Consider the following 20,356-nt stretch of genomic DNA (forward strand, 5'->3'; position numbering starts at 1 on the left):
CACGCCGATGAAACTCCCAAAGTTTGCTGCGCAAACCTCAGGCTCGGGCTTTTGCCCCCAATCCCCCGGTCGCGCCCCCACGCATAACCGTCAGCAGTCGCGCTCACCCGCCGTACAAAGCCTTCCTGGGCGCACCGCTGAGTTCAGCGGCGAGTTTGGCCGCGGTCGAGGGCGGCAGGTGTTCGGCCAGCTTGGCGTACAGGCGGCGGCCTTCGATGATCTTGGCGTCGGCATCGTCGCCGGCCCCCTCGACGATCAGCACGAACTCGCCCTTGCGCTGGTTGGGATCGGCGGCAACGCGCTCGCGCAATTCACCCAGACTGCCGTCGAGCACGGTCTCGAACAGCTTGGTCAGTTCGCGCGCCAGCACCGCCGGGCGATCGGTACCGAATGCGGTGACCATGTCGGCCAGCGACTCCTCGATCCGGTGCGCGGACTCGTAGAAGATCAGCGTGCGCGGCTCGGAAGCGAGCCGGGCCAGGCGCTCGCGACGGGCGCCAGCCTTGGCCGGCAGGAAGCCTTCAAAGGCGAACCGGTCCGAGGCCAGCCCGGCCACACTCAAGGCCGCGATGGCCGCGCAGGCGCCCGGCACCGGCGACACCGGGATGCCGGCCGCGCGCGCGGCGCGGACCAGCCGGAAGCCCGGATCGCTGACCAGCGGGGTGCCGGCATCGGACACCAGTGCCAGCGACTCGCCCGCCAGCAGACGCTGGACCAACTGCGCGACCTGCGCATCCTCGTTGTGCTGATGCAGCGCCAGCAGCGGGCGCTCGATGCCGAAATGGGCCAGCAACTGGCGGGTATGCCGGGTGTCCTCGGCGCACACCGCCGCCGCCCCGCGCAGGGTGTCGAGCGCGCGCGGACTCATGTCGCCGAGGTGGCCGATCGGGGTGGCGACGATGTACAGGGTTGCAGACATTGAGTATCCGACGCGTGGATTCAGGCAAGGCGTGGTTAGAATCGTACCCGCTTCCCGAAATGACACCGCGTCGCAATGGATTTCTGCCGATGAGCTCTCGACCCCCGATAAGTGCCCTCCCTTCCCGTACATGGCGCCTGCTGGCGGCCCCGGCCCTGGCCGTGCTGCTGCTGGGCGGTTGCGCAGGCATCGGCACGCGCACCAGCACCCAGCCGACCGTGGTCGGCAGCCCGCAGATGGTCGAGGCCAGTGAGCTGGCCCGCAGCGGCACGGTCCTGACCGGCCAGGCCCGGATCGACAACGAGCGCCGCATCCACCAGCTGCTCGCCCAGCTCGACGACGACAGCCTCGCCCGCGAGGCCGCGTCGCTGCCGCCGGGCGATCCGCTCTACAACTACATGGGCCAGGCCCTGCTCGAACGCGGGCTGCCGCTGCCGCGTCCGTTCGACCACACTGCCTGGACCTTCGACGCCAACAATCGTCCGCCGGCCGAGTCCGACGGCTACCGTCCGCCGGTGAAACTGGCGATCCTGCTGCCGTTGAGCGGCCAGATGGCGGTCGCGGCCTCGCCGGTTCGCGACGGTTTCATGGCCGGCTACTACGGCGAGCGCCGTCGCCGCCCCGAGGTCAACTTCTACGACACCGCCGGCACCACCGCCGGCACCCTGTCGGCCTACGACCGCGCGGTGACCGAGGGCAACGACTTCGTGGTCGGCCCGCTCGAACGCAACGCCGTCGATGCGCTGTTCGCGCGCAATTCGATGCCGGTCTCGCTGCTGGCGCTCAACAGTGGTACCCAGGCGCCGCCGCCCGGGAATGCGAGCTTCGCACTGGCGCCGGAAGACGAAGGCATTGCCGCCGCCGAGTACCTGCTGGCCCGCAGCGTCCAGCGCGTGCTGGTAGTGAGCGGCAGCGACGACAGCCAGCGCCGTGCGGTCGACGCGTTCCGCACCCGGCTGACCGAACGCGGCGCCACCGTCACCGACGTGGTCGGCGAAGGCGTGGCCGACCTCGGTCCGTTCGCCGCCCGCGAGGGCGGTGTGGACGCTGTATTCCTGGCCGTGCGTGGCAGCAGCGCGCGCGAGCTGACTCCGAAACTGGCCCTGGCCGGGCTGGGCGGCGTGCCGCGGGTGGCGACCTCGCAGATCACCTCCGGCACCGGCGACCCCGAAAAGGACCGCGCGCTCGACGGCATCGCCTTCCCGACCGAGGCCTGGACCTCAGGCAGCATCACCGGCCTGCCCTCGGCCAGCTACGCGGCCACTCTGCTGCCCACCGCAAGGGGGGCGGCGGCGCGATTGTTCGCGTTCGGCTATGACGCCTGGCTGCTGTCGGCCTACATGGAGCGGTTGGTGAAGAACGTCGATGGCTCGATCCAGGGCGCCACCGGCACCTTGCGCGTGGACGGCTTCGGCAACGTGCAGCGCACGCCAGCCTGGGCCAGCTTCATCAGCGGCGTGGTGATGCCGCTGCCGGGCGGCGGTGACCGCCGCTGACACCGACCTGGATCGACGCGCGCGTGGCGCCGCGATCGAAGCGGCGGCGCGCGGCCATCTGCGTGCCGCCGGTCTGAGCGAAGTCGCGGCCAACGCGAACAGCCGCGTGGGCGAGATCGATCTGGTCATGCGCGATGGCGACACGCTGGTCTTCGTCGAGGTGCGTTACCGCCGCAGCTCGGCCTTCGGTGGCGGTGCCGCCTCGGTCGACTGGCACAAGCGGCGCAAGCTGGTTCGTGCCGCCCAGGTGTTCCTGATGCGTCATTCACGCTATGCGGATCTGCCCTGCCGCTTCGATGTGGTCGAGGCTGACGGTGATCCGGCTTCGCCACGATTGAACTGGTTGAAGGACGCGTTCCGCGCGGATGATTGTTGAAGCCATCCCGGACGACCCTTTACCTGGTTGCCGCGCGATAATGCCGGAATGACCGGTCTGCCCGCCGCGCTGGATCGCGAACTCGCCGCCCTGCTCGGAGACGGCTGGCTGACCGACCCGGGCGAGCGGTTCACCTACGGCTACGACAACTCGCGCCGCGAGGCGATGCCCGACGCGGTCGCGCTGCCACGGACCACCGCACAGGTGCAGGCACTGGTGCGTGCCTGCCGCCGCCATCGCGTACCGATCGTCGCGCGTGGACGCGGCACCAACACCACCGGTGCCGCGGTACCTGTCGCCGGCGGCGTGGTGGTGTCGTTCGAGCACATGGACCGGATCCTCGACATACGCCCCGGCGACCGCTGCGCGGTGGTCGAGCCGGGCGTGCTCAACGGCGACCTGCAGGCTGCGCTCGTGCCGCACGGGCTGTTCTGGCCACCGGACCCGACCAGCGCCGGCTACAGCACGGTCGGCGGCAACTTCGCCTGCAACGCGGGCGGTCCACGCGCGGTGAAGTACGGCGCCAGCCGGGACAACGTGCTCGCATTGACCGCGGTCACCGGTGCCGGCGAGCTGATCCGCTGTGGCAGCGCGACGACCAAGGGCTCGACCGGCTACGACCTGCAACGCCTGCTGGTCGGCAGCGAGGGAACGCTGGCGCTGATCGTGGAGGCAACGCTGCGACTGGTCCCGGCTCCGGTCGAGCGGCGCGCGATCCGCGCGCTCTACCGCGACGTCGCCGCCGCCGCGCAGGCGGTCGCCCGATTGATGGCACAGCCGATGACGCCGTCGATGCTGGAGTTCATGGACCACCACGCGGTGCGGCTGGCGCGCGACGTCGGCGGCGCCGACCTGCCGCCCGAGGCCGGCGCGCTGCTGATGATCGAGGCGGACGGCGACGCACAGACCCTGCCCCATGCCGTCGAAGCGCTGATGCGTGCGGCCGGCGGCGATGGCCTGGTCTCGCTCGACGAAGCCGCCGACGATGCCGCGCGCGAGCGCCTGTGGGCCGCGCGCAAGGCGCTGTCGCCGGCACTGCGCACGCTGGCACCGGGCAAGATCAACGAAGACGTGGTGGTGCCGGTGTCGCGCATCCCCGACCTGGTCGATGGTGTGCAGGCACTGTCCGCCGAATCCGGCCTGCCGATCGTCTGCTTCGGCCATGCCGGCAACGGCAACCTGCATGTCAACCTGATGTTCGACCCGGCCGACACCAGCCAGCTCGAACGTGCGCAGGCGGCAATGGCACAGGTGTTCGAATTGGCGATCCGGCTCGGCGGCACCCTGTCGGGCGAGCATGGCATCGGCCTGGCCAAGCGCGACTTCATGCCCCGGGCCATCGACCCGGCGACATTGGCACTGATGCGCGCGATCAAGGCGCAGTTCGATCCCGACGGCATCCTCAACCCCGGCAAGCTGCTGCCACCATGAGCCGGAAGCTGGACAGGCTGCTGAAGGATATCCGTGCCTGTACGATCTGCGAGGCACAGCTCCCGCTCGGTCCGCGCCCGGTACTGCGTGCGAGCTCAAGCGCACGGTTGCTGATCGTCGGCCAGGCCCCCGGCGCCCGCGTGCATGCCAGCGGCATCCCGTGGGACGACGCCAGCGGCAGGCGACTGCGCGAGTGGCTGCAGGTCGATGCCGATACCTTCTACGACGAATCGCGCATCGCGATCGTGCCGATGGGATTCTGCTATCCGGGAAAGAAGGGCGGCGGCGATGCGCCGCCGCGCCCGGAATGCAGCACGACCTGGCATCCGGAACTGCTGCCGCTGCTGTCCGGCATCGGACTGACCTTGCTGATCGGCCAGTATGCGCAGGCCTACTTCCTGGGTGATCGTCGCGCGGCGACGCTGACCGGCACGGTGAAGGACTGGCGCAGGCACCTCGGCGACGGGCTGCTGCCGCTGCCACACCCCAGTCCGCGCAACGTGGCCTGGTTCAAGGCCAACCCATGGTTCGAGGACGATGTCCTGCCGACGCTGCGCGAACGGGTCCGCGACACGCTCGCCCGTCCCTGACTACATTGTCGCCAACTCGTTGTTGCCCAGGGTCCGGTTGTAGTGATCGCGCAGGCCGACCTTTCGTTCCAGGTCGGCGATCACGTAGCCGCTGAAGTCGACACCGGTAAGTTCCTCGGCCATGTTGATTCCGCCGGGAGTGTCGACGTTGATCTCCATCATCTTGTCGCCGACGATGTCCAGCCCGGCCAGGTACATGCCATCACGGATCAGCTTGGGAGCGACGATACCGGCAAGGCGCAGGGCGTCGGCATCCGGTTCGGCCAGTTCGACCTTGCCTCCCGCTGTGACATTGCTGCGGGCGTCCCCCGAGTCGTTGTAGCGACGGAAGCACGCGTACTTCCCGTCGACCTGCAGCGGCCGTCCATTGAGCGTGAGCAGCCTGAGGTCGCCGTTTCGCGCTTCCGGCAGGTACTCCTGGACGATCGCGTAGCCGTCGCGGACGACGGCGTCGATCATCTGGTTGAGGTTCGCATCGCTGTCAGGGGTGACGACGAATACGCTCTGGCCACCGGAGCCCTGCAGCGGCTTGATCACGCCATGGCCGTCATGCGCCGCGATGAAGGCCTTGATCTCCTCGGCATCGAGCGTGATGCAGGTGACTGGCCGGACCACCTCCGGAAAGTGCTGGAAATAGGTCTTGTTGGAGGCATCGGTCAGGTGGGTCGGGTCGTTGAGCACGATCACGTGCCTGAGCGCCGCCAGTTGCGCGAACAGCAAGCCGCTGTTGGGTGCCCATGGACGCTCGTTGACTTCGTCCGCCGGATCGCTGCGCAGCATCAGCACGTCGAGTGCCTCGACCGAGATCCGCGCAACCTCCGCGTCGGCCGCCTGCACGTCGGCGAGGAAATCAGCGTCGTCCCGGTAATCGGTGCGCCTCGGCACGTGCGCATGGGCGTGCACCGTACCGTCGCTGTCATAGATGAAGCCGCCCAGGCCGATGAGGGCAACCGAATGCCCACGCTCGACCGCGCGCCGGGCCAGCCTGATGGTCGTGTAGTTGTCCTTCTCCGTCGCGATGTCGTTGATGACGAAGCCCAGCTTGATGGCGCGCGCAGCGCGCGGCTCCCGGCGGGACGAACCCTTCATGACCGCGGCTCCAGGTGGTAGAAATCGATGATGCCCGTTTCCCGGCAATGCGCCAGCCGCGCCTCGAACTCGGGATGGTCGAAGTAACGGGGCAGGAGCGCGGGCGGCACCGCCCATCCGTGTTCGACCAGCTGGTCGAGCACGACCCGATGCGACAGCGCGAACTTGCCCATCAGCAGGGGGACCAGGGGATTGCCCGCGTGCAGGTGGGCGATGAGGTCGCACAGCCCGCTCAGGTACACCGCATCCTTGGTCAATCCGCCGCCGCGCAGGGCACGCACCGCGATGTCGAAAGCGTCGTCGGTGGGCAGGCCATGCGTTTCGTGCAGGCACGCGAAGATCTGCGCGATGCCGTCGCCATGGATCGCCATGTCGACGGCGACCACACGCGCGGCCAGCACCCGCAGGCGGTCGCCCGACAGATAGCCGGCCAGGTACTCGGCCAGCACCCCCAGCCCTTCCTGCAGCGCGTCGTAGTGAGCCAACCCGACTTCCAGCTGGCGCAGCGGCTGCTTCGAGCCGTTGTAGCGCGTCACCACATGGGTGCCGATCTCATGCTGGACCAGCGGCTGGATGCGCGCGTGCGGCAGGCGTATGTCACCGTCGACGTAGAAGGTCCCGTGCGACACCATCATCATCGAGCCGATGTCGGTGTCGACGACGATGTCGGCATGGAAATCGGGTGCGCGCTGCCGGTACCAGTCCAGCTCGGCCTCGACCGCCTCAAGGACTTCGTCGATGCCGGCATCCGCTACCAGTGCACGGCCATGCGGCACCTCCCGCAGGATGTCGCAGGCTAGTTCCAGCAAGGTGGCATCCACCCCGCCGAACAGGTCCAGGCTGGCGGTCACGAAGCCGTCGGTGCCACGTAATCGCACCAGTTCGACCTGGCGCTCGAGCTCGCGCTGCTTCTCCGACAGGAGCCCCTCGAGCAGCGGCGACTCGATGCGGTCGATGGGCAGGTCGAGGAGACGTTGGCGGGCGTCGTCCAGGTCGATCTCGAGATCGATGTACCGCAGAGGCTCGACGCGGGTGTAGCCGCTGCTCCTGAAGCTTTCCCAGAGTCCGTCGTTATCGACCGGCGAGAGCGCCAGCAGCCAGTCCAGCTGCCGATCCAGTTCGGCCAGCTCACCATCGATCCCGGCCGCCACGGGCGGCAGCCCGCACACGTCGGATCCGATGTGCCGGGCGGCGCTCAGCGACATGCGGTGAACTCCGGACGGACCCCATCCACGGCGGCCTGGAGCCCCTTGCGGAGATCCTCGATGACTTCGATGTCGGCATGTCCCTCCCACTCGTCCATGTAGATCTTCTTGTACTCCAGGGTGATGGCGCACACGCGATCGCCGTAGGTCGCGTACAGCCATTCCGGGAAATGGCCCCCATCGGGATAACGCACGTTCTCGCGCACATCCAGGCGGCGCCCGCCCGCGGGGTGCTCGCCGAGCACTTCGATCATGTACTCGACGACAGCGCCCCAGCGGCTGCGGTCCAGCGTGGTCGCACCCACGTCGATGTCGGGATTTCCGCCGGCCATCGCGGGCTGGGCGTCGGCACCGGCGCGGCGATGGTTGTAACTGTGGATGTCCAGGACCAGGACACAGCCCCAACGGGCGATCAGGTGCTCGACCAGCTCCGTCACCATGGCGTAGAAACGGTCGTGCAGGGCGAGCGAAAGCGCAAGCTCCTGCTCCGGCAACGGCCCTTTCCACACCCGTATCCCCCAGGTGTCCTCCGGGTTGGTCGAGAGCGCCCGCTCACGGGGCCGGTTCAGATCAACCTGGAAGCGCGATGCGCGCACGCACAGCCGCACATCGCCTACAGAGACCAGGACACCGGTCATGGGATCCTCCTCGCGACGGCGCTGGTCCTCGTCGATCGCCAGATGCGGGATCAATGACGGACGCATCAGATGGCCGTCATGGATCGCGGTCGCGACCACCGGCCCCTCGTCCAGGACCAGGTCCCAGTCGGCACTGGGCCGCTGCAGGACCAGCCGCTCGTCCAAGCCGAAGAACGACGATGTCGCGGGCGCTTTATCGTCCATGCGCCGATGCTTCCACTGCAGGTATTAGGGCACCGTGATTGGCTGAACGCCGCGTTCAAACTACGTCCAGCCGGGTACGTCCCATGCCGGTCCCGCCCCCCGAACGCTTCCGCGCGAGGTGCGGAGCAGGGCGGCGGCTTCAGCCGTCGAAATGGATATGGCCGCGGTGCCGCGGCTGCCATTCGCATCCGTCGGCAGCAAATGCGCGGACCCGTTCGCCGACCACAACCTCCCCGACCCGGGATACCGGAACGCCGGCGTTGGCGGCCGCGGCGAGGATCTCACCGTCTGTGGCCGTCGGAGCGGTAAACGCGAGTTCGTAGTCATCGCCGCCGCTAGCCTGGAAGCTCGCACGGGCGTCGTCATCGCAGGCAGTGCCGAGCGCATCCGAAGCCGGCAGCCGGTCCAGAGCGATCCGCATGCCGACGCCGCTGGCCTCGCAGACGTGGTCGAGGTCGGCCAACAGGCCATCGGATACGTCGATGCAGGCGTGGGCAAGACCGGACAACGCTCGACCCAGTGCGATGCGCGGGGTTGGGCGATCGAGGCGCTGGCGCAGCGTATCGACAGCGGGGATTGCTCCGGATTCAAGCAGCGCCAGCGCAGCGGCAGCATCGCCGAGGGTGCCGCTGACCCAGACCGTGTCGCCCACCCGCGCGGCATCGCGCCTCAGCGCACGACCGGGCTCCACGAAGCCATGTACGGTCACGCAGACCGACAATGGGCCGCGGGTGGTGTCACCGCCAACCAGGGCGACGCGGTGCTGCGCAGCCAGTTCGAGGAAGCCGTCAAGGAAACCGTCGAGCCAGTCTTCATCGCTTTCGGGCAGAGACAGCGACAGCGTGCACCAGGCCGGTTCGGCGCCCATCGCGGCAAGGTCGGACAGGTTGACCGCCAGCGCTTTCCAGCCGATGTCGGCCGCGGCGGTAGCACGCGGGAAGTGGACACCGGCGTTGAGGGTGTCCATTGCGACCACGAGCTGGTGCCCGGTCGGCGGTTGCAGCAGCGCGGCGTCGTCGCCGATGCCGAGGATCACGTCGTCGCGGGTCGCGGCGCGCTGTCTTATCCGGGTGATGAGTTCGAACTCGGCCAAACGCCTGCCCTCTCTCCGGCCCACCGGTACAGCCGGCGGACATTCATCGACACACGAGCAATGGCCCGCAAACGCGTCTCTTCACCCCTGCCCTCTCCCGTAAACGGGAGGAACAGCATCAATCGCGACGCGCAGCACCGAACTCGGCGGCACGCCATTCGGCGGCGGCGTGGTCGAGCACACCATTGACGTAGGTGTGGCCGTGCTCGGTGCCAAACTTCTTGACGCTCTCGATGGCCTCGTTGATGACCACGCGATACGGCACGTCGAGGCGATGGCGCAGCTCGTAGGCAGCGATGCGCAGGCCGGCGCGCTCGATCGCATCCACCTCCTCGACCGTGCGGTCGAGGAACGGGGTGAGCGCTTCGTCGAGTTCCTGGCGGTGCTTGTCCACACCGATCACCAGATCCTCGAAATAGGCCAGGTCGGCGTGTTCGCGGGCCTGTTCATGGGCGAACTGGGCCAGCACCTCGCGCACTGGCGCGCCTGACATCTGCCAGGCATAGACCGCCTGCAGCGCGCGGCGACGGGCACGGGTACGGGCGATGGGATCGACCCCGTCCGGGCGGCGGCGGTTCACGGACGCCCCTCCAGCAGGTCGCCTTCCACGAGTGTATCCATGAACGTGTCGAGGTCGTCGGGTTCCGGCAGCTGCGACAGCAGGTGCGCCATCTCGATCGCGACCAGCGCGGCCTCCTCGCCCTTGTTGCCGAGGTTGCCACCGGCGCGGGCCTCGGCGTCCTCGAAGCGGTCGACCGCCAGCACCCCGTTGGCGACCGGCACGCCAAAGTCCAGCGAGACCCGCATCAGCGCGTCGGAAACGCCATCGGCGACCTGTTCGTAATGGCGGGTGTCGCCACGCACCACGCAACCCAGGGCGACGATCGCGGCATGGTCACCGGCCTCGGCCAGGCGGGCGGCGGTGACCGGGATTTCCCAGGCACCGGGCACCCGGATCACGTCGATCGCGGTTTCGACAACGCCGTTCCCGGTGAATGTCTTGCGGGCCCCGGCAACCAGGGTATCGGTGATGCGCGGGTTCCAGCGGCTGGCGATGATCGCGTAGCGCGCGCCCGGGGGGCTGCGCAGATCGCCTTCGATATGGGGCATGGGGTGGTGGCTTCGAGTTGTGTTGCGTGAGGGGCAGTTTAGCGGCTTCGGAGGGGAGCGGGTCTAGCAACCATCCCCAGACACGTACTCGACCACCTCCAGCCCGAACCCGGCCAGGCCGATCTGCTTGCGCGGAGTGCCGAGCACGCGCAGCTTGCCGAGGCCGAGGTCAGCGAGGATCTGGCCGCCTGCGCCGTTGCGTCGCCATTCGCTGAGAGCCTGGCCGCGACCACCGGCGACCGGCTCTTCGTGGTGCCCGCTTTCGGCAGGCATCCCGACCTGGATCCGTCGCAGCAGGGCATCGGGCGACGGCTGATCGCCTCCGAGCACCACCAGCGCGCCACGGCCTTCGGCGGATATCCGCGCCAGCACGTCGCTCACCGCGGGGCCAAAGTCCGGACGCCGCCAGTGCAGCGTATCGGCCAACGGGTTGTGCACGTGCACGCGGACGAGAGTCGGGGTGACGGCATCGGGTGCGCCGCGCAGCAGGGCGAAATGCAGGACGTGACTGAGCCGGTCACGGTAGGTCACCAGCTGGAACTCGCCGTGCTCGGTCTCGATCGGGCGTGCGTCGACCCGCTCGACGGTGTGCTCGGTGTCGAGCCGATGGCGGATCAGGTCCTCGATCGAACCGATCTTCAAGCCATGCTCGGCAGCGAACTGCTCCAGTTGCGGGCGCCGCGCCATGCTGCCGTCGGGGTTGAGGATCTCGACCAGCACCCCGGCCGGCTCCAGCCCGGCCAGCATCGCCAGGTCGGCCGCGGCCTCGGTATGTCCGGCGCGGTTGAGCACGCCGCCCGGCTGTGCCTGCAACGGGAAGATGTGGCCGGGCTGGTGCAGGTCGGCCGGCTTCGCATCCGGGCGCACTGCGGTGCGGACGGTGTGGGCGCGGTCGTAGGCGCTGATGCCGGTGGTCACGCCCTCGGCCGCCTCGATGCTGACGGTGAAGTTGGTGTGGTGCTGCGAGGTGTTGTCGCGCACCATCGGCGGCAAGCCGAGCTGGGCGCAGCGCTCGCGGGTCAGCGACAGGCAGACCAGGCCGCGCGCGTGGGTGACCATGAAGTTGATGTCCGACGGCTTGACCAGCTCGGCGGCCATGATCAGGTCGCCTTCGTTCTCGCGGTCCTCGTCGTCGACGATCACGACCATGCGGCCGTTGCGGATTTCTTCCAGCAGCTCGGGGATGGGGGCGAAAGGCATGTTGGGCTCCGGTGTACTTCTCGTCATCCCGGCGAAAACCGGGATCCAGCATCTGAAAAACAGTGCTTCTGGAAAAAAGTCGAAATGGATTCCGGCTTTCGCCGGGATGACGTCGGGTTAATTGTCGCGTCCGGGCAGCAGGCCCGCTCCCAACAAGCGCTCGACGTAACGTGCGACCTGGTCGATCTCGAGGTTCACCGCGCTGCCGACGCGGGTATGGGCGAAGGCGGTGTTGGCGACGGTGTGCGGTACCAACGCGACCTCGAAGCCATCACCGTCGACTTCGTTGACGGTCAGGCTGACGCCATCCACGCAGATCGAGCCCTTCTTCGCGATGTAGCGCAGCAGGTCGGGCGGCGCGGCGAAGCGCCAACGCTGGGCGCGTGCATCCGCGTCGATCGACAGCACCTGGCCGAGGCCGTCGACGTGACCGCTGACCAGGTGGCCGCCGAGGCGGTCGGTCGGGCGCATCGCGCGCTCCAGATTGACCGGCGTGCCCGGCTCGAGGTTGCCGAGTGTGGTCAGGGCGAGGGTTTCGTTGGAGGCGTCCGCGGCGAAGCCGTGCGTGTCGAATGCGACCACGGTCAGGCACACGCCGTTGACGGCGATGCTCTCGCCGAGCCGGACCTGCTCGAAAGGCAGGCTGCCCGCCTCGATGGCCAGGCGCATGTCGCCGCCGATGGGCTCGGCCGACGCCAGCCGGCCGACACCTTCAATGATGCCGGTGAACATCAGTGCGCCTCCATCGCTCGGACATGCCGGATACCCGGACGAAAAGAGGCTCCCGCATCAGTCCCCGCACATGGATGCACGGGCATTTGCGGAAGGAACTGCGAACAAGAATCACCGATCATGGATACGTTTCCCGCGGAATTGAGCGAAAAACGCCCCAAGGCATGAGGCAGGCACGCGCAGGCGGATCACCGCTGCGTCGGGCGATGCCGTCTTCTTTCATCCGGACTGTGGGCCGTTCCGGCGAACCGGAACCGGTTCGTCGAAAACAGGCTGGACCGTCGGCTCCGGCATTCGACCGGATCTGCTGACCTTCCCGGCTTGCATCGAACATGCCGGGAAGCGCTCGCGGGCTCGCACGGCATCCGAATCGAATGCCGCGCCTACCGCCGGTGGGGAATTCCACCCCGCCCTGAAGACGTCGTTGGTATTACCAGCCAAGCCCAGCGGACCTGCCGGCGCGGGGATTCTAGCACCCGGGCCATGGCCGCGCCGGGGATGCAGCGTTCCACCGGCCGAAGCGGCGTAAGGCGCGATGAGGCCTTCTCATAAAGGTGGTTCTTCTCCCGATCAGGGGGAGAGAGCGCCGGGTCCACTGGATGACCGGGGCGCCGGGGGCGAAGGCCCTTGGATGCGAATGTCCCCCGGCACCGGCCAGGGCCGGCGCCTCCTCCTTGATTTCGCACCCAAGGGCCTTCACCCCCGGCGTTCGGACATGACCGGTGGCTCCAGATGCGGAATGCCGGGGAGGACTACTTCGCGTTCCAGCGTGACCGCGCGATCCGACGTGGCCTGCCGGCCTTGATGGCGAAATCAAGGAGGAGGCCGCCGCCACGGGCGGCGGCCGGGGGACATTCGCCGTCAAGGCCGGCAGGTCGCGTCGGGACAGCCAAGTAGCGGCGAGAACCGGCAATCGAACACAAGCGGCAGCGCCCACGCCTTCGCTGAAGGCGAACTCTTCCCCTCGCTTAGGAGAAGGCTTACGCAGCTCCTGCAGAGTATTTTCCGCGAGGCATGGCGGAAAGCCGAAGCTACGGCTTGCGTCGCAGATGCAGGAACAGCGGCCACTGGATCGGGCGGACCTCGTCGGGATCGCCCCAGGCGGCCGCCAGCGCCGGGGCGTGACGGGCAACCGGATCGTCGCCGGTTTCCGCCAGGCAGCGGGCGCTGGCGGACTGGCTGGCGAGATAGCGCAGGAAACGGGCCAGCGACCATTCGACTTCCAGCCACGACTCCGATGCCGGCAGCGGCGAAGCGACCATGGGAAAGGGCCAGTCGAAACCGGCGTAGCGGGCATCGATATCGGCGCGCTCGGGCGGCCAGTGAGGTTCGATCTGGCGGCGGAACGCGGCAACCGCGTCGATCATGCCCTCCGGCGGCAGAAAGTCGGCATAACCCCATGCCGCGAGCATCCCGCCCGCCGCTAGCACCCGCTCGCATTCGGCGAAGAAACGCGGCCGGTCGAACCAATGCAGCGCCTGCGCGACGGCGACCATCTGCACGCTGGCATCGGGCAGTGCGGTGCGCTCACCCGGCTCGACCGCGAGACTGACCGATCCCCCGCCCGGCCAGGCCCAATGCCGCGCCAGCTGCTCGGCGCTGGGTTCGGTGGCGTGGACGTGGGCGAAGCGGGCGGCGAGTCCACGGGTGGCCTGGCCGCTGCCGCACCCAGGCTCCCACACCCGGGCATCGGCCGGGATGAGCCCGGCCAGGGCATCGAACAGCGCGTCGGGGTATTCGGGCCGGGCTGCAGCGTAGCTGTCGGCGACACCGGAGAAGTGGTCCTTGAACCGTTCCGATGCCATGCCGGTCAACCTGCTGAAGGCCTCAGCAGCAGCCTCGTGTCGGCGCCGAGCTGTCGGGATTCGACCAGCGACAGGTCCAGGCGTTCGGCCATGCTGTTGATCTCAAGACCGTCGAACAGAGGCCGCGCCCGGGCGCCGAGCACGATCGGGGCGACGTACAGCAGCAGCTCGTCCACCAGGCCGGCTTGCAGAAAGGCGCCGGCGAGGGTCGCGCCAGCCTCGAGCTGGACTTCGTTGACCTGGTGGCGCTCGGCCAGCAGGCGCAGCACCGCGTTCAGGTCGAAACGGCCGCCCGGCGCCGGCACTGAAGCCACCTGTGCGCTCAGCCCCCGCGGGGGCTTCGCGTCCGGGGCATGGATATAAAGGGTCGGCGCATCGCCCTCGCGCACACGGCCACGACCGACCGTGGCCAGGCCCGGATCAAGGACGACCCGCAGCGGCGGCACGAACGGCGTGTCGTCGCCCAGGCGTACGGTCAACTGCGGGTCGTCGGCCAGCACGGTGCCGGCACCGGTCAGGATCGCGCCACTGCATGCGCGCCAGTGCTGCACGTCCAGCCGCGAGGCCTCGCCACTGATCCACTTCGACTCGCCATTGGCCAGCGCGGTGCGGCCGTCGAGGCTGGTGGCGAGCTTGACCCTCACCCACGGCCGGCCGCGCTCGATCCGTGACAGGTAACCGCGGTTGAGCTGGCGTGCCTGCGTTTCCACCAGCCCGCATTCGACCGCGATGCCGGCTGCGCGCAGGCGCTCGAAGCCCTGCCCGGCCACCTGCGGGAACGGGTCGCGCATCGCCGCCACCACCCGCGACACACCGGCTGCGACCAGCGCGTCCGCACACGGGCCGGTGCGGCCTGTATGCGCGCACGGCTCCAGAGTCACGTAGGCGGTGGCGCCGCGCGCGCGCTCACCGGCCGCCTGCAGGGCGTGGATCTCGGCGTGCGGCTCGCCGGCGCGTTGATGCCAACCCTCGCCGACGACCTCCTCGCCGTGTGCGATCACACAGCCGACCATCGGATTCGGCTTGGTGGTGTATGCGGCGCGCCCGGCCAGGCGCAGGGCATGCGCCATGAACAGGTGATCGAGCGAGGAGAAGGAAAATGGGGTCAGAGTCATTTTTTCCTGCTGCCGCCGGTGCGCTGTGTCCGCGGGGGAAAAAATGACTCTGACCCCACTTTTTCCCCCAGTAGCGGCAATTGACCTTCCGCAGCATGGTCGCTTTCGAGCCGGTCGAGCTCCTCACGGAAGTCGGCCACATCCTCGAACGCGCGGTACACCGAGGCGAAGCGCACGTAGGCGACATGATCGAGCTTGCGCAGCTCGGCCATCACGAACTCGCCCACGCGCAGCGACGCCAACTCGCGCTCGGTGGTCATCCGCAACTGGTGCACGACCGCGCGCACCGCCGCTTCGATCTGTTCCTCCGATACCGGCCGCTTCTGCAGCGCGCGGTCGAAGCCGGCACGCAGCTTGCGGGCATCGAAGGCTTCGCGGCGGCCGTCGCTCTTGATGATCGCCGGCAGCTTGAGCTCGACGGTCTCGAGCGTCGAGAAACGCTCCCCGCAAGCCTCACAGACGCGGCGACGGCGGATCGTCGCACCGTCGTCGGACACGCGCGAGTCGATCACGCGGGTGTCGGTGTGCTGACAGAAGGGACAATGCATGGAGTGCCTGGCTGGGGGAGAACGTCATGCCGTAGTCACGGCCGCGTCGCAACGGTACCCGAGAAGGGGCAGGCCGGCAAAATCAGGCGCGACGCCAGTGCCACAGCAGCGCGGTCGGCAGCAGCAGTGGCGGCCCCAGCAGCAGCAGCGACAGCGCCTCACCGTCCTGGGTCAGAGCCAACCACGAGGCCAACGCAACCACCGGCAACGTGGTCAGCACCCCGGCCAGCAGGAGCCACCACCAGACCGATGCCGTACCGCGCAGGCCGCTTTTGCCCTGCATCAGGAAAGCGGCACTGAGCCAGAGCCAGGCCAGCGCACCGGCCAACCCGGCCAGACCCCAGCCCGACAGCACGATTCGCACCGGCAAGGTGCCGCGGCCCGGTTCAACCAACCCCGCGTACACCCCAAGCAGGGCCACTGCGCCACCGAACAGCAACCCGGGCAAACCAGCCAGCAGCGCCAGCGCGGCATACAGCAGGCGCTGGCGCGTGTCTTCGTCTTCCATCAACCGTAGACTGGAAACCGCCTGCACTGCTCGGTCACTTTCTCGCGCACCGCGGCAATCACGCCTTCGTCCTCCGGTGCATCGAGTACGTCGCAGATCCAGTGCGCGAGCTCGATGCAGTCGGCTTCCTGGTAGCCGCGGGTGGTCACCGCCGGGGTGCCGATGCGCAGGCCCGAGGTCACGAACGGCTTCTGCGGGTCGTTCGGCACCGCGTTCTTGTTGACGGTGATGTGGGCCTTGCCCAGCGCGGCCTCGGCAGCCTTGCCGGTCACGCCCTTGCCGATCATGTCGATCAGCATCAGGTGGTTCTCGGTGCCGCCGGAGACGATCTTGTAGCCGCGCTCGATGACGACCTTCGCCATCGCCTGCGCGTTCTTGACCACCTGCTGCTGGTAGGCGGTGAACGCCGGCTCCAGCGCCTCCTTGAACGCGACCGCCTTGGCCGCGATCACGTGCATCAGCGGGCCGCCCTGGATGCCCGGGAAGACGATGCTCTGCAGCTTCTTGACCAGTTCCTCGGACGGGTCCTGGGCGACGATGATGCCGCCGCGCGGCCCGCGCAGGGTCTTGTGGGTGGTCGAGGTGACCACGTGCGCATGCGGCAGCGGGTTCGGGTAGACGCCGGCGGCGATCAGGCCTGCAACGTGGGCCATGTCGACGAACAGATAGGCGCCGACCTTGTCGGCGATGGCTCGGAAACGCGCCCAGTCGATCTTCTGCGAGTAGGCCGAGAAGCCGGCCACGACCATCTTCGGCTTGTGCTCCAGCGCCAGTTTCTCGACCTCGTCGTAGTCGATCAGGCCCTGGTCGTCGACGCCGTACTGGATGGCGTTGAACAGCTTGCCGGAGACGTTGACCTTGGCGCCGTGGGTCAGGTGGCCGCCATGGGCCAGGCTCATGCCGAGGATGGTGTCGCCGGGATTCAGCAACGCGAGGTACACGGCCTGGTTGGCCTGGCTGCCCGAATGCGGCTGCACGTTGGCGTACATGTTTTCAGTGGAGCCGCCGCCGAACAGCTGCTTGAGCCGGTGGATCGCCAATTGTTCGGCGACGTCGACATACTCGCAGCCGCCGTAGTAGCGCTTGCCCGGGTAGCCCTCGGCGTACTTGTTGGTCAGCACGCTGCCCTGGGCCTCCATCACGCGGGGGCTGGCGTAGTTCTCGCTGGCGATCAGCTCGACGTGATCTTCCTGTCGCTGCGCCTCGTCGGCGATGGCCTGGGCCAGTTCGGGGTCAAAACCTTCGATTCGGGCGTCGCGCGGAAACATCGGCTCTCCGGGTGTCTGGATGGCGGGGGCGGAAGCCCCGGAGTTTACGCGAACATCCATGCTCCTTGAGAACCTGCTCCTTGAGAACATGCTCCTCGAGAACACGTTCCTTGAGAAGCGGCCGGGCCGGCCTTTCCGGGCCAGGCGCCTGTGCTCGGCCGAAGGCAAGCCGTCCACGGCTTGCGGAAACCCCCGGGAAGGATCGGTATCTCCCTGAATCCCGGCGCTGTTCCGGGTGGCGTCGGCCTGTTCCATACGGGATAATTCGCGGTCAACCATCCATACCCCAGCGGCCCTGCCCTCGCAGACGGCCGCCGTCCGCCTGCGGTGCGCAGGAGTCCAGGAGCCGCAATGTCCTCGCAATACATCTACACCATGAACGGCGTCAGCAAGGTCGTGCCGCCGAAGCGCCAGATCATCAAGGACATCTCGCTGTCCTTCTTCCCGGGCGCCAAGATCGGCCTGCTGGGCCTCAACGGCGCCGGCAAGTCGACGGTACTGAAGATCATGGCCGGCGTGGACACCGACTTCGAGGGCGAGGCGCGCCCGCAGCCGGGCATCAAGGTCGGCTACCTGGCGCAGGAGCCGGAACTGAACCCCGAGCACACCGTCCGCGAGGCGGTGGAGGAAGGCGTCGGCGAGGTGCTGCAGGCACAGGCTGCGCTGGACAGGGTCTACGACGCCTATGCCGAGGAGGGCGCCGACTTCGACAAGCTGGCCGCCGAGCAGCAGCGCCTGGAGGCCATCCTCGCCTCCAACGACGCGCACCTGCTGGAGCAGCAACTGGAGGTCGCCGCCGACGCGCTGCGCATCCCGCCGTGGGACGCGAAGATCGGACCGCTGTCGGGCGGCGAGAAACGCCGCGTCGCGCTGTGCCGCCTGCTGCTGTCCAAGCCCGACATGCTGCTGCTCGACGAGCCGACCAACCACCTGGATGCCGAGTCGGTCGAATGGCTGGAGCAGTTCCTGGCCCGCTACACCGGCACCGTGGTGGCGGTGACGCATGACCGCTACTTCCTCGACAACGCCGCCGAATGGATCCTGGAACTCGACCGCGGCCGCGGCATCCCGTGGAAGGGCAACTACACCGAATGGCTGGTGCAGAAGGATGCGCGCCTGAAACAGGAAGAGAACCAGGAAAAGGCGCGCCAGAAGGCGATCCAGAAGGAGCTGGAGTGGTCGCGGCAGAACGCCAAGGGCGGCCGCTCCAAGGGCAAGGCGCGCCTGGGCCGGCTGGAGGAGCTGCAGTCGGTCGATTACCAGAAGCGCAACGAGACCAACGAGATCTTCATTCCGCCGGGCGAGCGCCTCGGCAATTCGGTGATCGAGTTCAAGAACGTCAGCAAGAAGTTCGGCGACCGCCTGCTGATCGACGACCTGAGCATCATCGTGCCGCCGGGCGCGATCGTCGGCATCATCGGTCCCAACGGCGCCGGCAAGTCGACCCTGTTCAAGATGATCACCGGGCAGGAGAAGCCGGACTCGGGCCAGATCAACATCGGTCCGACCGTGAAGCTGGCCTACGTCGACCAGAGCCGCGAGAAGCTGGAAGGCAACCACAACGTGTTCCAGGAGGTCTCCGGCGGCGCCGACATCCTCAACATCAACGGCATCGAGATCCAGTCGCGCGCCTACATCGGCCGCTTCAACTTCAAGGGCCAGGACCAGCAGAAGATGGTCGGCACCCTGTCGGGCGGCGAGCGCGGCCGCCTGCACATGGCCAAGACCCTGTTGCAGGGCGGCAACGTGCTGCTGCTCGACGAGCCGTCCAACGACCTCGACATCGAGACCCTGCGTGCGCTGGAAGACGCGCTGCTGGAGTTCCCGGGCAACACCTTCGTCATCTCGCATGACCGCTGGTTCCTGGACCGCATCGCCACCCACATCCTCGCCTTCGAGGGCGACAGCCACGTGGAGTTCTTCCAGGGCAACTACCGCGAGTACGAGGAAGACAAGAAGCGCCGCCTCGGCGAGGAAGGCGCCAAGCCGCACCGGTTGCGGTTCAAGGCGTTGAAGTGACGATCTGGCCCGTGGCCGCGCCGTGGCCACGGCCTTGCCAGATCGTCATCCCCGCGAAGGCGGGGATCCATGGACGTTGGTTTCTCTCCGCAAGCCAATGTCAAAGTAAAAAAACCAAATCCTGAAGTCCATGGGTCCCCGCCTTCGCGGGGATGACGCGTCAGGGGTCGAGGTATCCGCATGAATTTCGTCACCGCCCTGAAAACCCGCTGGCAACAGGCCAACACCCTGGTCTGCGTCGGCCTCGATCCGGAACCGGCGAGGTTCCCGGCGAAGTTCGCCGACGATCCGGACGCGGCATTCAACTTCTGCCGCGACATCGTCGATGCCACCGCGGAGTATGTCTGCGCGTTCAAGCCGCAGATCGCCCACTTCGCCGCGCTTGGCGCCGAGGACGCGCTGACACGCCTGGTCGCGCACATCCATGCCGCCCACCCCGGCATCCCGGTGATTCTCGATTCCAAGCGTGGCGACATCGGCAGCACCGCGAAGCACTACGCCAGCGAGGCATTCGACCGCTACGCCGCCGACGCGGTGACGGTGAACCCCTACCTCGGCCGCGACTCGGTGCAGCCCTTCCTCGACCACGCCGACAAGGGCGTGGTGATCCTTTGCCGCACCTCGAACCCGGGTGCCAGCGACCTCCAGGACCTGGTCGTGTCCGATAACGGCCGCGATGCCCGCCCGCTGTATCAACACGTCGCCGAAAAGATCGCCCGCGACTGGAACGCGAACGGCAACTGCGCGCTGGTGGTCGGCGCGACCTGGCCGGAGCAGTTGAAGCAAGTACGCGCGATCGTCGGCGACCTGCCGTTCCTGGTGCCGGGCGTCGGCGCACAGGGCGGCGATGTCGAGGCCGTGGTGAGGAACGCGAAGACCGCCGATGGCACCGGTCTGGTCGTCAGCAGTTCGCGCGCGGTGCTGCATGCCTCGGATGGCGACGACTACGCCGAAGCGGCCGCGACCGCGGCGCGTACCTTGCGCGACGAGATCAACCGCTACCGGTAATC

20 protein-coding genes and 1 riboswitch are annotated in these 20,356 nt (G+C 68.0%); of the genes, 6 read left to right on the top strand and 14 right to left on the bottom strand.

The genetic code is table 11. From position 1 onward, the window contains the following. Window positions 1–103: 103 nt before the first annotated feature. Window positions 104–919: a 16S rRNA (cytidine(1402)-2'-O)-methyltransferase gene (gene rsmI, locus FKV23_RS13375; protein ID WP_141624296.1), complete on the bottom strand. Its 816-nt coding sequence runs from the start codon at window positions 917–919 to the stop codon at window positions 104–106. 89 nt (window positions 920–1,008) lie between these two features. Between rsmI and FKV23_RS13380 the strand changes: the two genes are divergently transcribed. The 4 genes from FKV23_RS13380 to FKV23_RS13395 are packed head-to-tail and all read left to right on the top strand — an operon-like array spanning window position 1,009 to window position 4,812. Further along, the gene (locus FKV23_RS13380) at window positions 1,009–2,415 is read left to right on the top strand and encodes a penicillin-binding protein activator (RefSeq protein ID WP_244244008.1); all 1,407 of its coding nucleotides are present in this window, start codon (window positions 1,009–1,011) and stop codon (window positions 2,413–2,415) included. Window positions 2,416–2,422: 7 nt separating this feature from the next. Then, entirely contained in the window at window positions 2,423–2,791 is a 369-nt protein-coding gene (locus tag FKV23_RS13385; protein ID WP_141625203.1) for a YraN family protein, read from the top strand. A gap of 48 nt (window positions 2,792–2,839) precedes the next feature. Beyond that, the gene (locus FKV23_RS13390; protein ID WP_141624298.1) at window positions 2,840–4,222 is read left to right on the top strand and encodes an FAD-binding oxidoreductase; all 1,383 of its coding nucleotides are present in this window, start codon (window positions 2,840–2,842) and stop codon (window positions 4,220–4,222) included. Then, entirely contained in the window at window positions 4,219–4,812 is a 594-nt protein-coding gene (locus tag FKV23_RS13395) for a uracil-DNA glycosylase family protein (RefSeq protein WP_141624299.1), read from the top strand. Before FKV23_RS13390 ends, FKV23_RS13395 begins: the two co-directional genes overlap by 4 nt. Here the strand turns inward: FKV23_RS13395 and FKV23_RS13400 are convergent, their stop codons facing one another. The 13 genes from FKV23_RS13400 to glyA form a co-directional block, all read right to left on the bottom strand. Further along, entirely contained in the window at window positions 4,813–5,901 is a 1,089-nt protein-coding gene (locus tag FKV23_RS13400; protein ID WP_208543170.1) for an ATP-grasp domain-containing protein, read from the bottom strand. After that, on the bottom strand, window positions 5,898–7,106 hold the full coding sequence (locus FKV23_RS13405; RefSeq protein ID WP_167285239.1) for a flavohemoglobin expression-modulating QEGLA motif protein: 1,209 nt from the start codon (window positions 7,104–7,106) through the stop codon (window positions 5,898–5,900). The genes FKV23_RS13400 and FKV23_RS13405 overlap by 4 nt, the downstream gene beginning before the upstream one ends. Further along, window positions 7,097–7,948 carry an N-formylglutamate amidohydrolase gene (locus tag FKV23_RS13410; protein ID WP_141624301.1) on the bottom strand — a complete coding sequence of 284 codons (852 nt, stop codon included), beginning with the start codon at window positions 7,946–7,948 and terminating at the stop codon, window positions 7,097–7,099. The genes FKV23_RS13405 and FKV23_RS13410 overlap by 10 nt, the downstream gene beginning before the upstream one ends. 139 nt (window positions 7,949–8,087) lie before the next feature. Then, a complete protein-coding gene (thiL, locus tag FKV23_RS13415; protein ID WP_141624302.1) occupies window positions 8,088–9,041 on the bottom strand; it encodes a thiamine-phosphate kinase in 954 nt (317 codons plus the stop codon). Window positions 9,042–9,159: 118 nt separating this feature from the next. Next, window positions 9,160–9,621 carry a transcription antitermination factor NusB gene (gene nusB, locus FKV23_RS13420; protein WP_141624303.1) on the bottom strand — a complete coding sequence of 154 codons (462 nt, stop codon included), beginning with the start codon at window positions 9,619–9,621 and terminating at the stop codon, window positions 9,160–9,162. Beyond that, a complete protein-coding gene (ribH, locus tag FKV23_RS13425; RefSeq protein WP_141624304.1) occupies window positions 9,618–10,151 on the bottom strand; it encodes a 6,7-dimethyl-8-ribityllumazine synthase in 534 nt (177 codons plus the stop codon). The genes nusB and ribH overlap by 4 nt, the downstream gene beginning before the upstream one ends. A gap of 63 nt (window positions 10,152–10,214) precedes the next feature. Continuing rightward, a complete protein-coding gene (ribB, locus tag FKV23_RS13430; protein WP_141624305.1) occupies window positions 10,215–11,351 on the bottom strand; it encodes a 3,4-dihydroxy-2-butanone-4-phosphate synthase in 1,137 nt (378 codons plus the stop codon). Between the two features lie 117 nt (window positions 11,352–11,468). Continuing rightward, on the bottom strand, window positions 11,469–12,083 hold the full coding sequence (locus FKV23_RS13435; RefSeq protein WP_141624306.1) for a riboflavin synthase: 615 nt from the start codon (window positions 12,081–12,083) through the stop codon (window positions 11,469–11,471). A 207-nt stretch (window positions 12,084–12,290) separates the two neighbouring features. After that, window positions 12,291–12,507: riboswitch (FMN riboswitch) on the bottom strand. A 607-nt stretch (window positions 12,508–13,114) separates the two neighbouring features. After that, window positions 13,115–13,888 (bottom strand): class I SAM-dependent methyltransferase, encoded by a 774-nt coding sequence (locus FKV23_RS13440; RefSeq protein ID WP_141624307.1) that lies wholly within the window; start codon window positions 13,886–13,888, stop codon window positions 13,115–13,117. 5 nt (window positions 13,889–13,893) lie between these two features. Beyond that, window positions 13,894–15,003, bottom strand: coding sequence for a bifunctional diaminohydroxyphosphoribosylaminopyrimidine deaminase/5-amino-6-(5-phosphoribosylamino)uracil reductase RibD (gene ribD / locus FKV23_RS13445; RefSeq protein WP_141624308.1), 1,110 nt, complete (start codon window positions 15,001–15,003; stop codon window positions 13,894–13,896). After that, window positions 15,000–15,551: a transcriptional regulator NrdR gene (gene nrdR, locus FKV23_RS13450; RefSeq protein ID WP_141624309.1), complete on the bottom strand. Its 552-nt coding sequence runs from the start codon at window positions 15,549–15,551 to the stop codon at window positions 15,000–15,002. The genes ribD and nrdR overlap by 4 nt, the downstream gene beginning before the upstream one ends. An 82-nt stretch (window positions 15,552–15,633) precedes the next feature. Then, on the bottom strand, window positions 15,634–16,059 hold the full coding sequence (locus tag FKV23_RS13455; protein ID WP_141624310.1) for a hypothetical protein: 426 nt from the start codon (window positions 16,057–16,059) through the stop codon (window positions 15,634–15,636). After that, window positions 16,059–17,327: a serine hydroxymethyltransferase gene (gene glyA, locus FKV23_RS13460; RefSeq protein ID WP_141624311.1), complete on the bottom strand. Its 1,269-nt coding sequence runs from the start codon at window positions 17,325–17,327 to the stop codon at window positions 16,059–16,061. The genes FKV23_RS13455 and glyA overlap by 1 nt, the downstream gene beginning before the upstream one ends. 351 nt (window positions 17,328–17,678) lie before the next feature. On the opposite strand from glyA, the gene ettA reads away from it, so the two are divergent. Both ettA and pyrF read left to right on the top strand, forming a co-directional pair. Continuing rightward, entirely contained in the window at window positions 17,679–19,346 is a 1,668-nt protein-coding gene (gene ettA / locus FKV23_RS13465) for an energy-dependent translational throttle protein EttA (RefSeq protein WP_141624312.1), read from the top strand. A gap of 180 nt (window positions 19,347–19,526) precedes the next feature. Then, window positions 19,527–20,354: an orotidine-5'-phosphate decarboxylase gene (gene pyrF, locus FKV23_RS13470; RefSeq protein ID WP_141624313.1), complete on the top strand. Its 828-nt coding sequence runs from the start codon at window positions 19,527–19,529 to the stop codon at window positions 20,352–20,354. Window positions 20,355–20,356: the final 2 nt, after the last annotated feature.

Origin of the sequence: Lysobacter alkalisoli, from assembly GCF_006547045.1 — a bacterium.
Lineage (GTDB): Bacteria > Pseudomonadota > Gammaproteobacteria > Xanthomonadales > Xanthomonadaceae > Marilutibacter > Marilutibacter alkalisoli.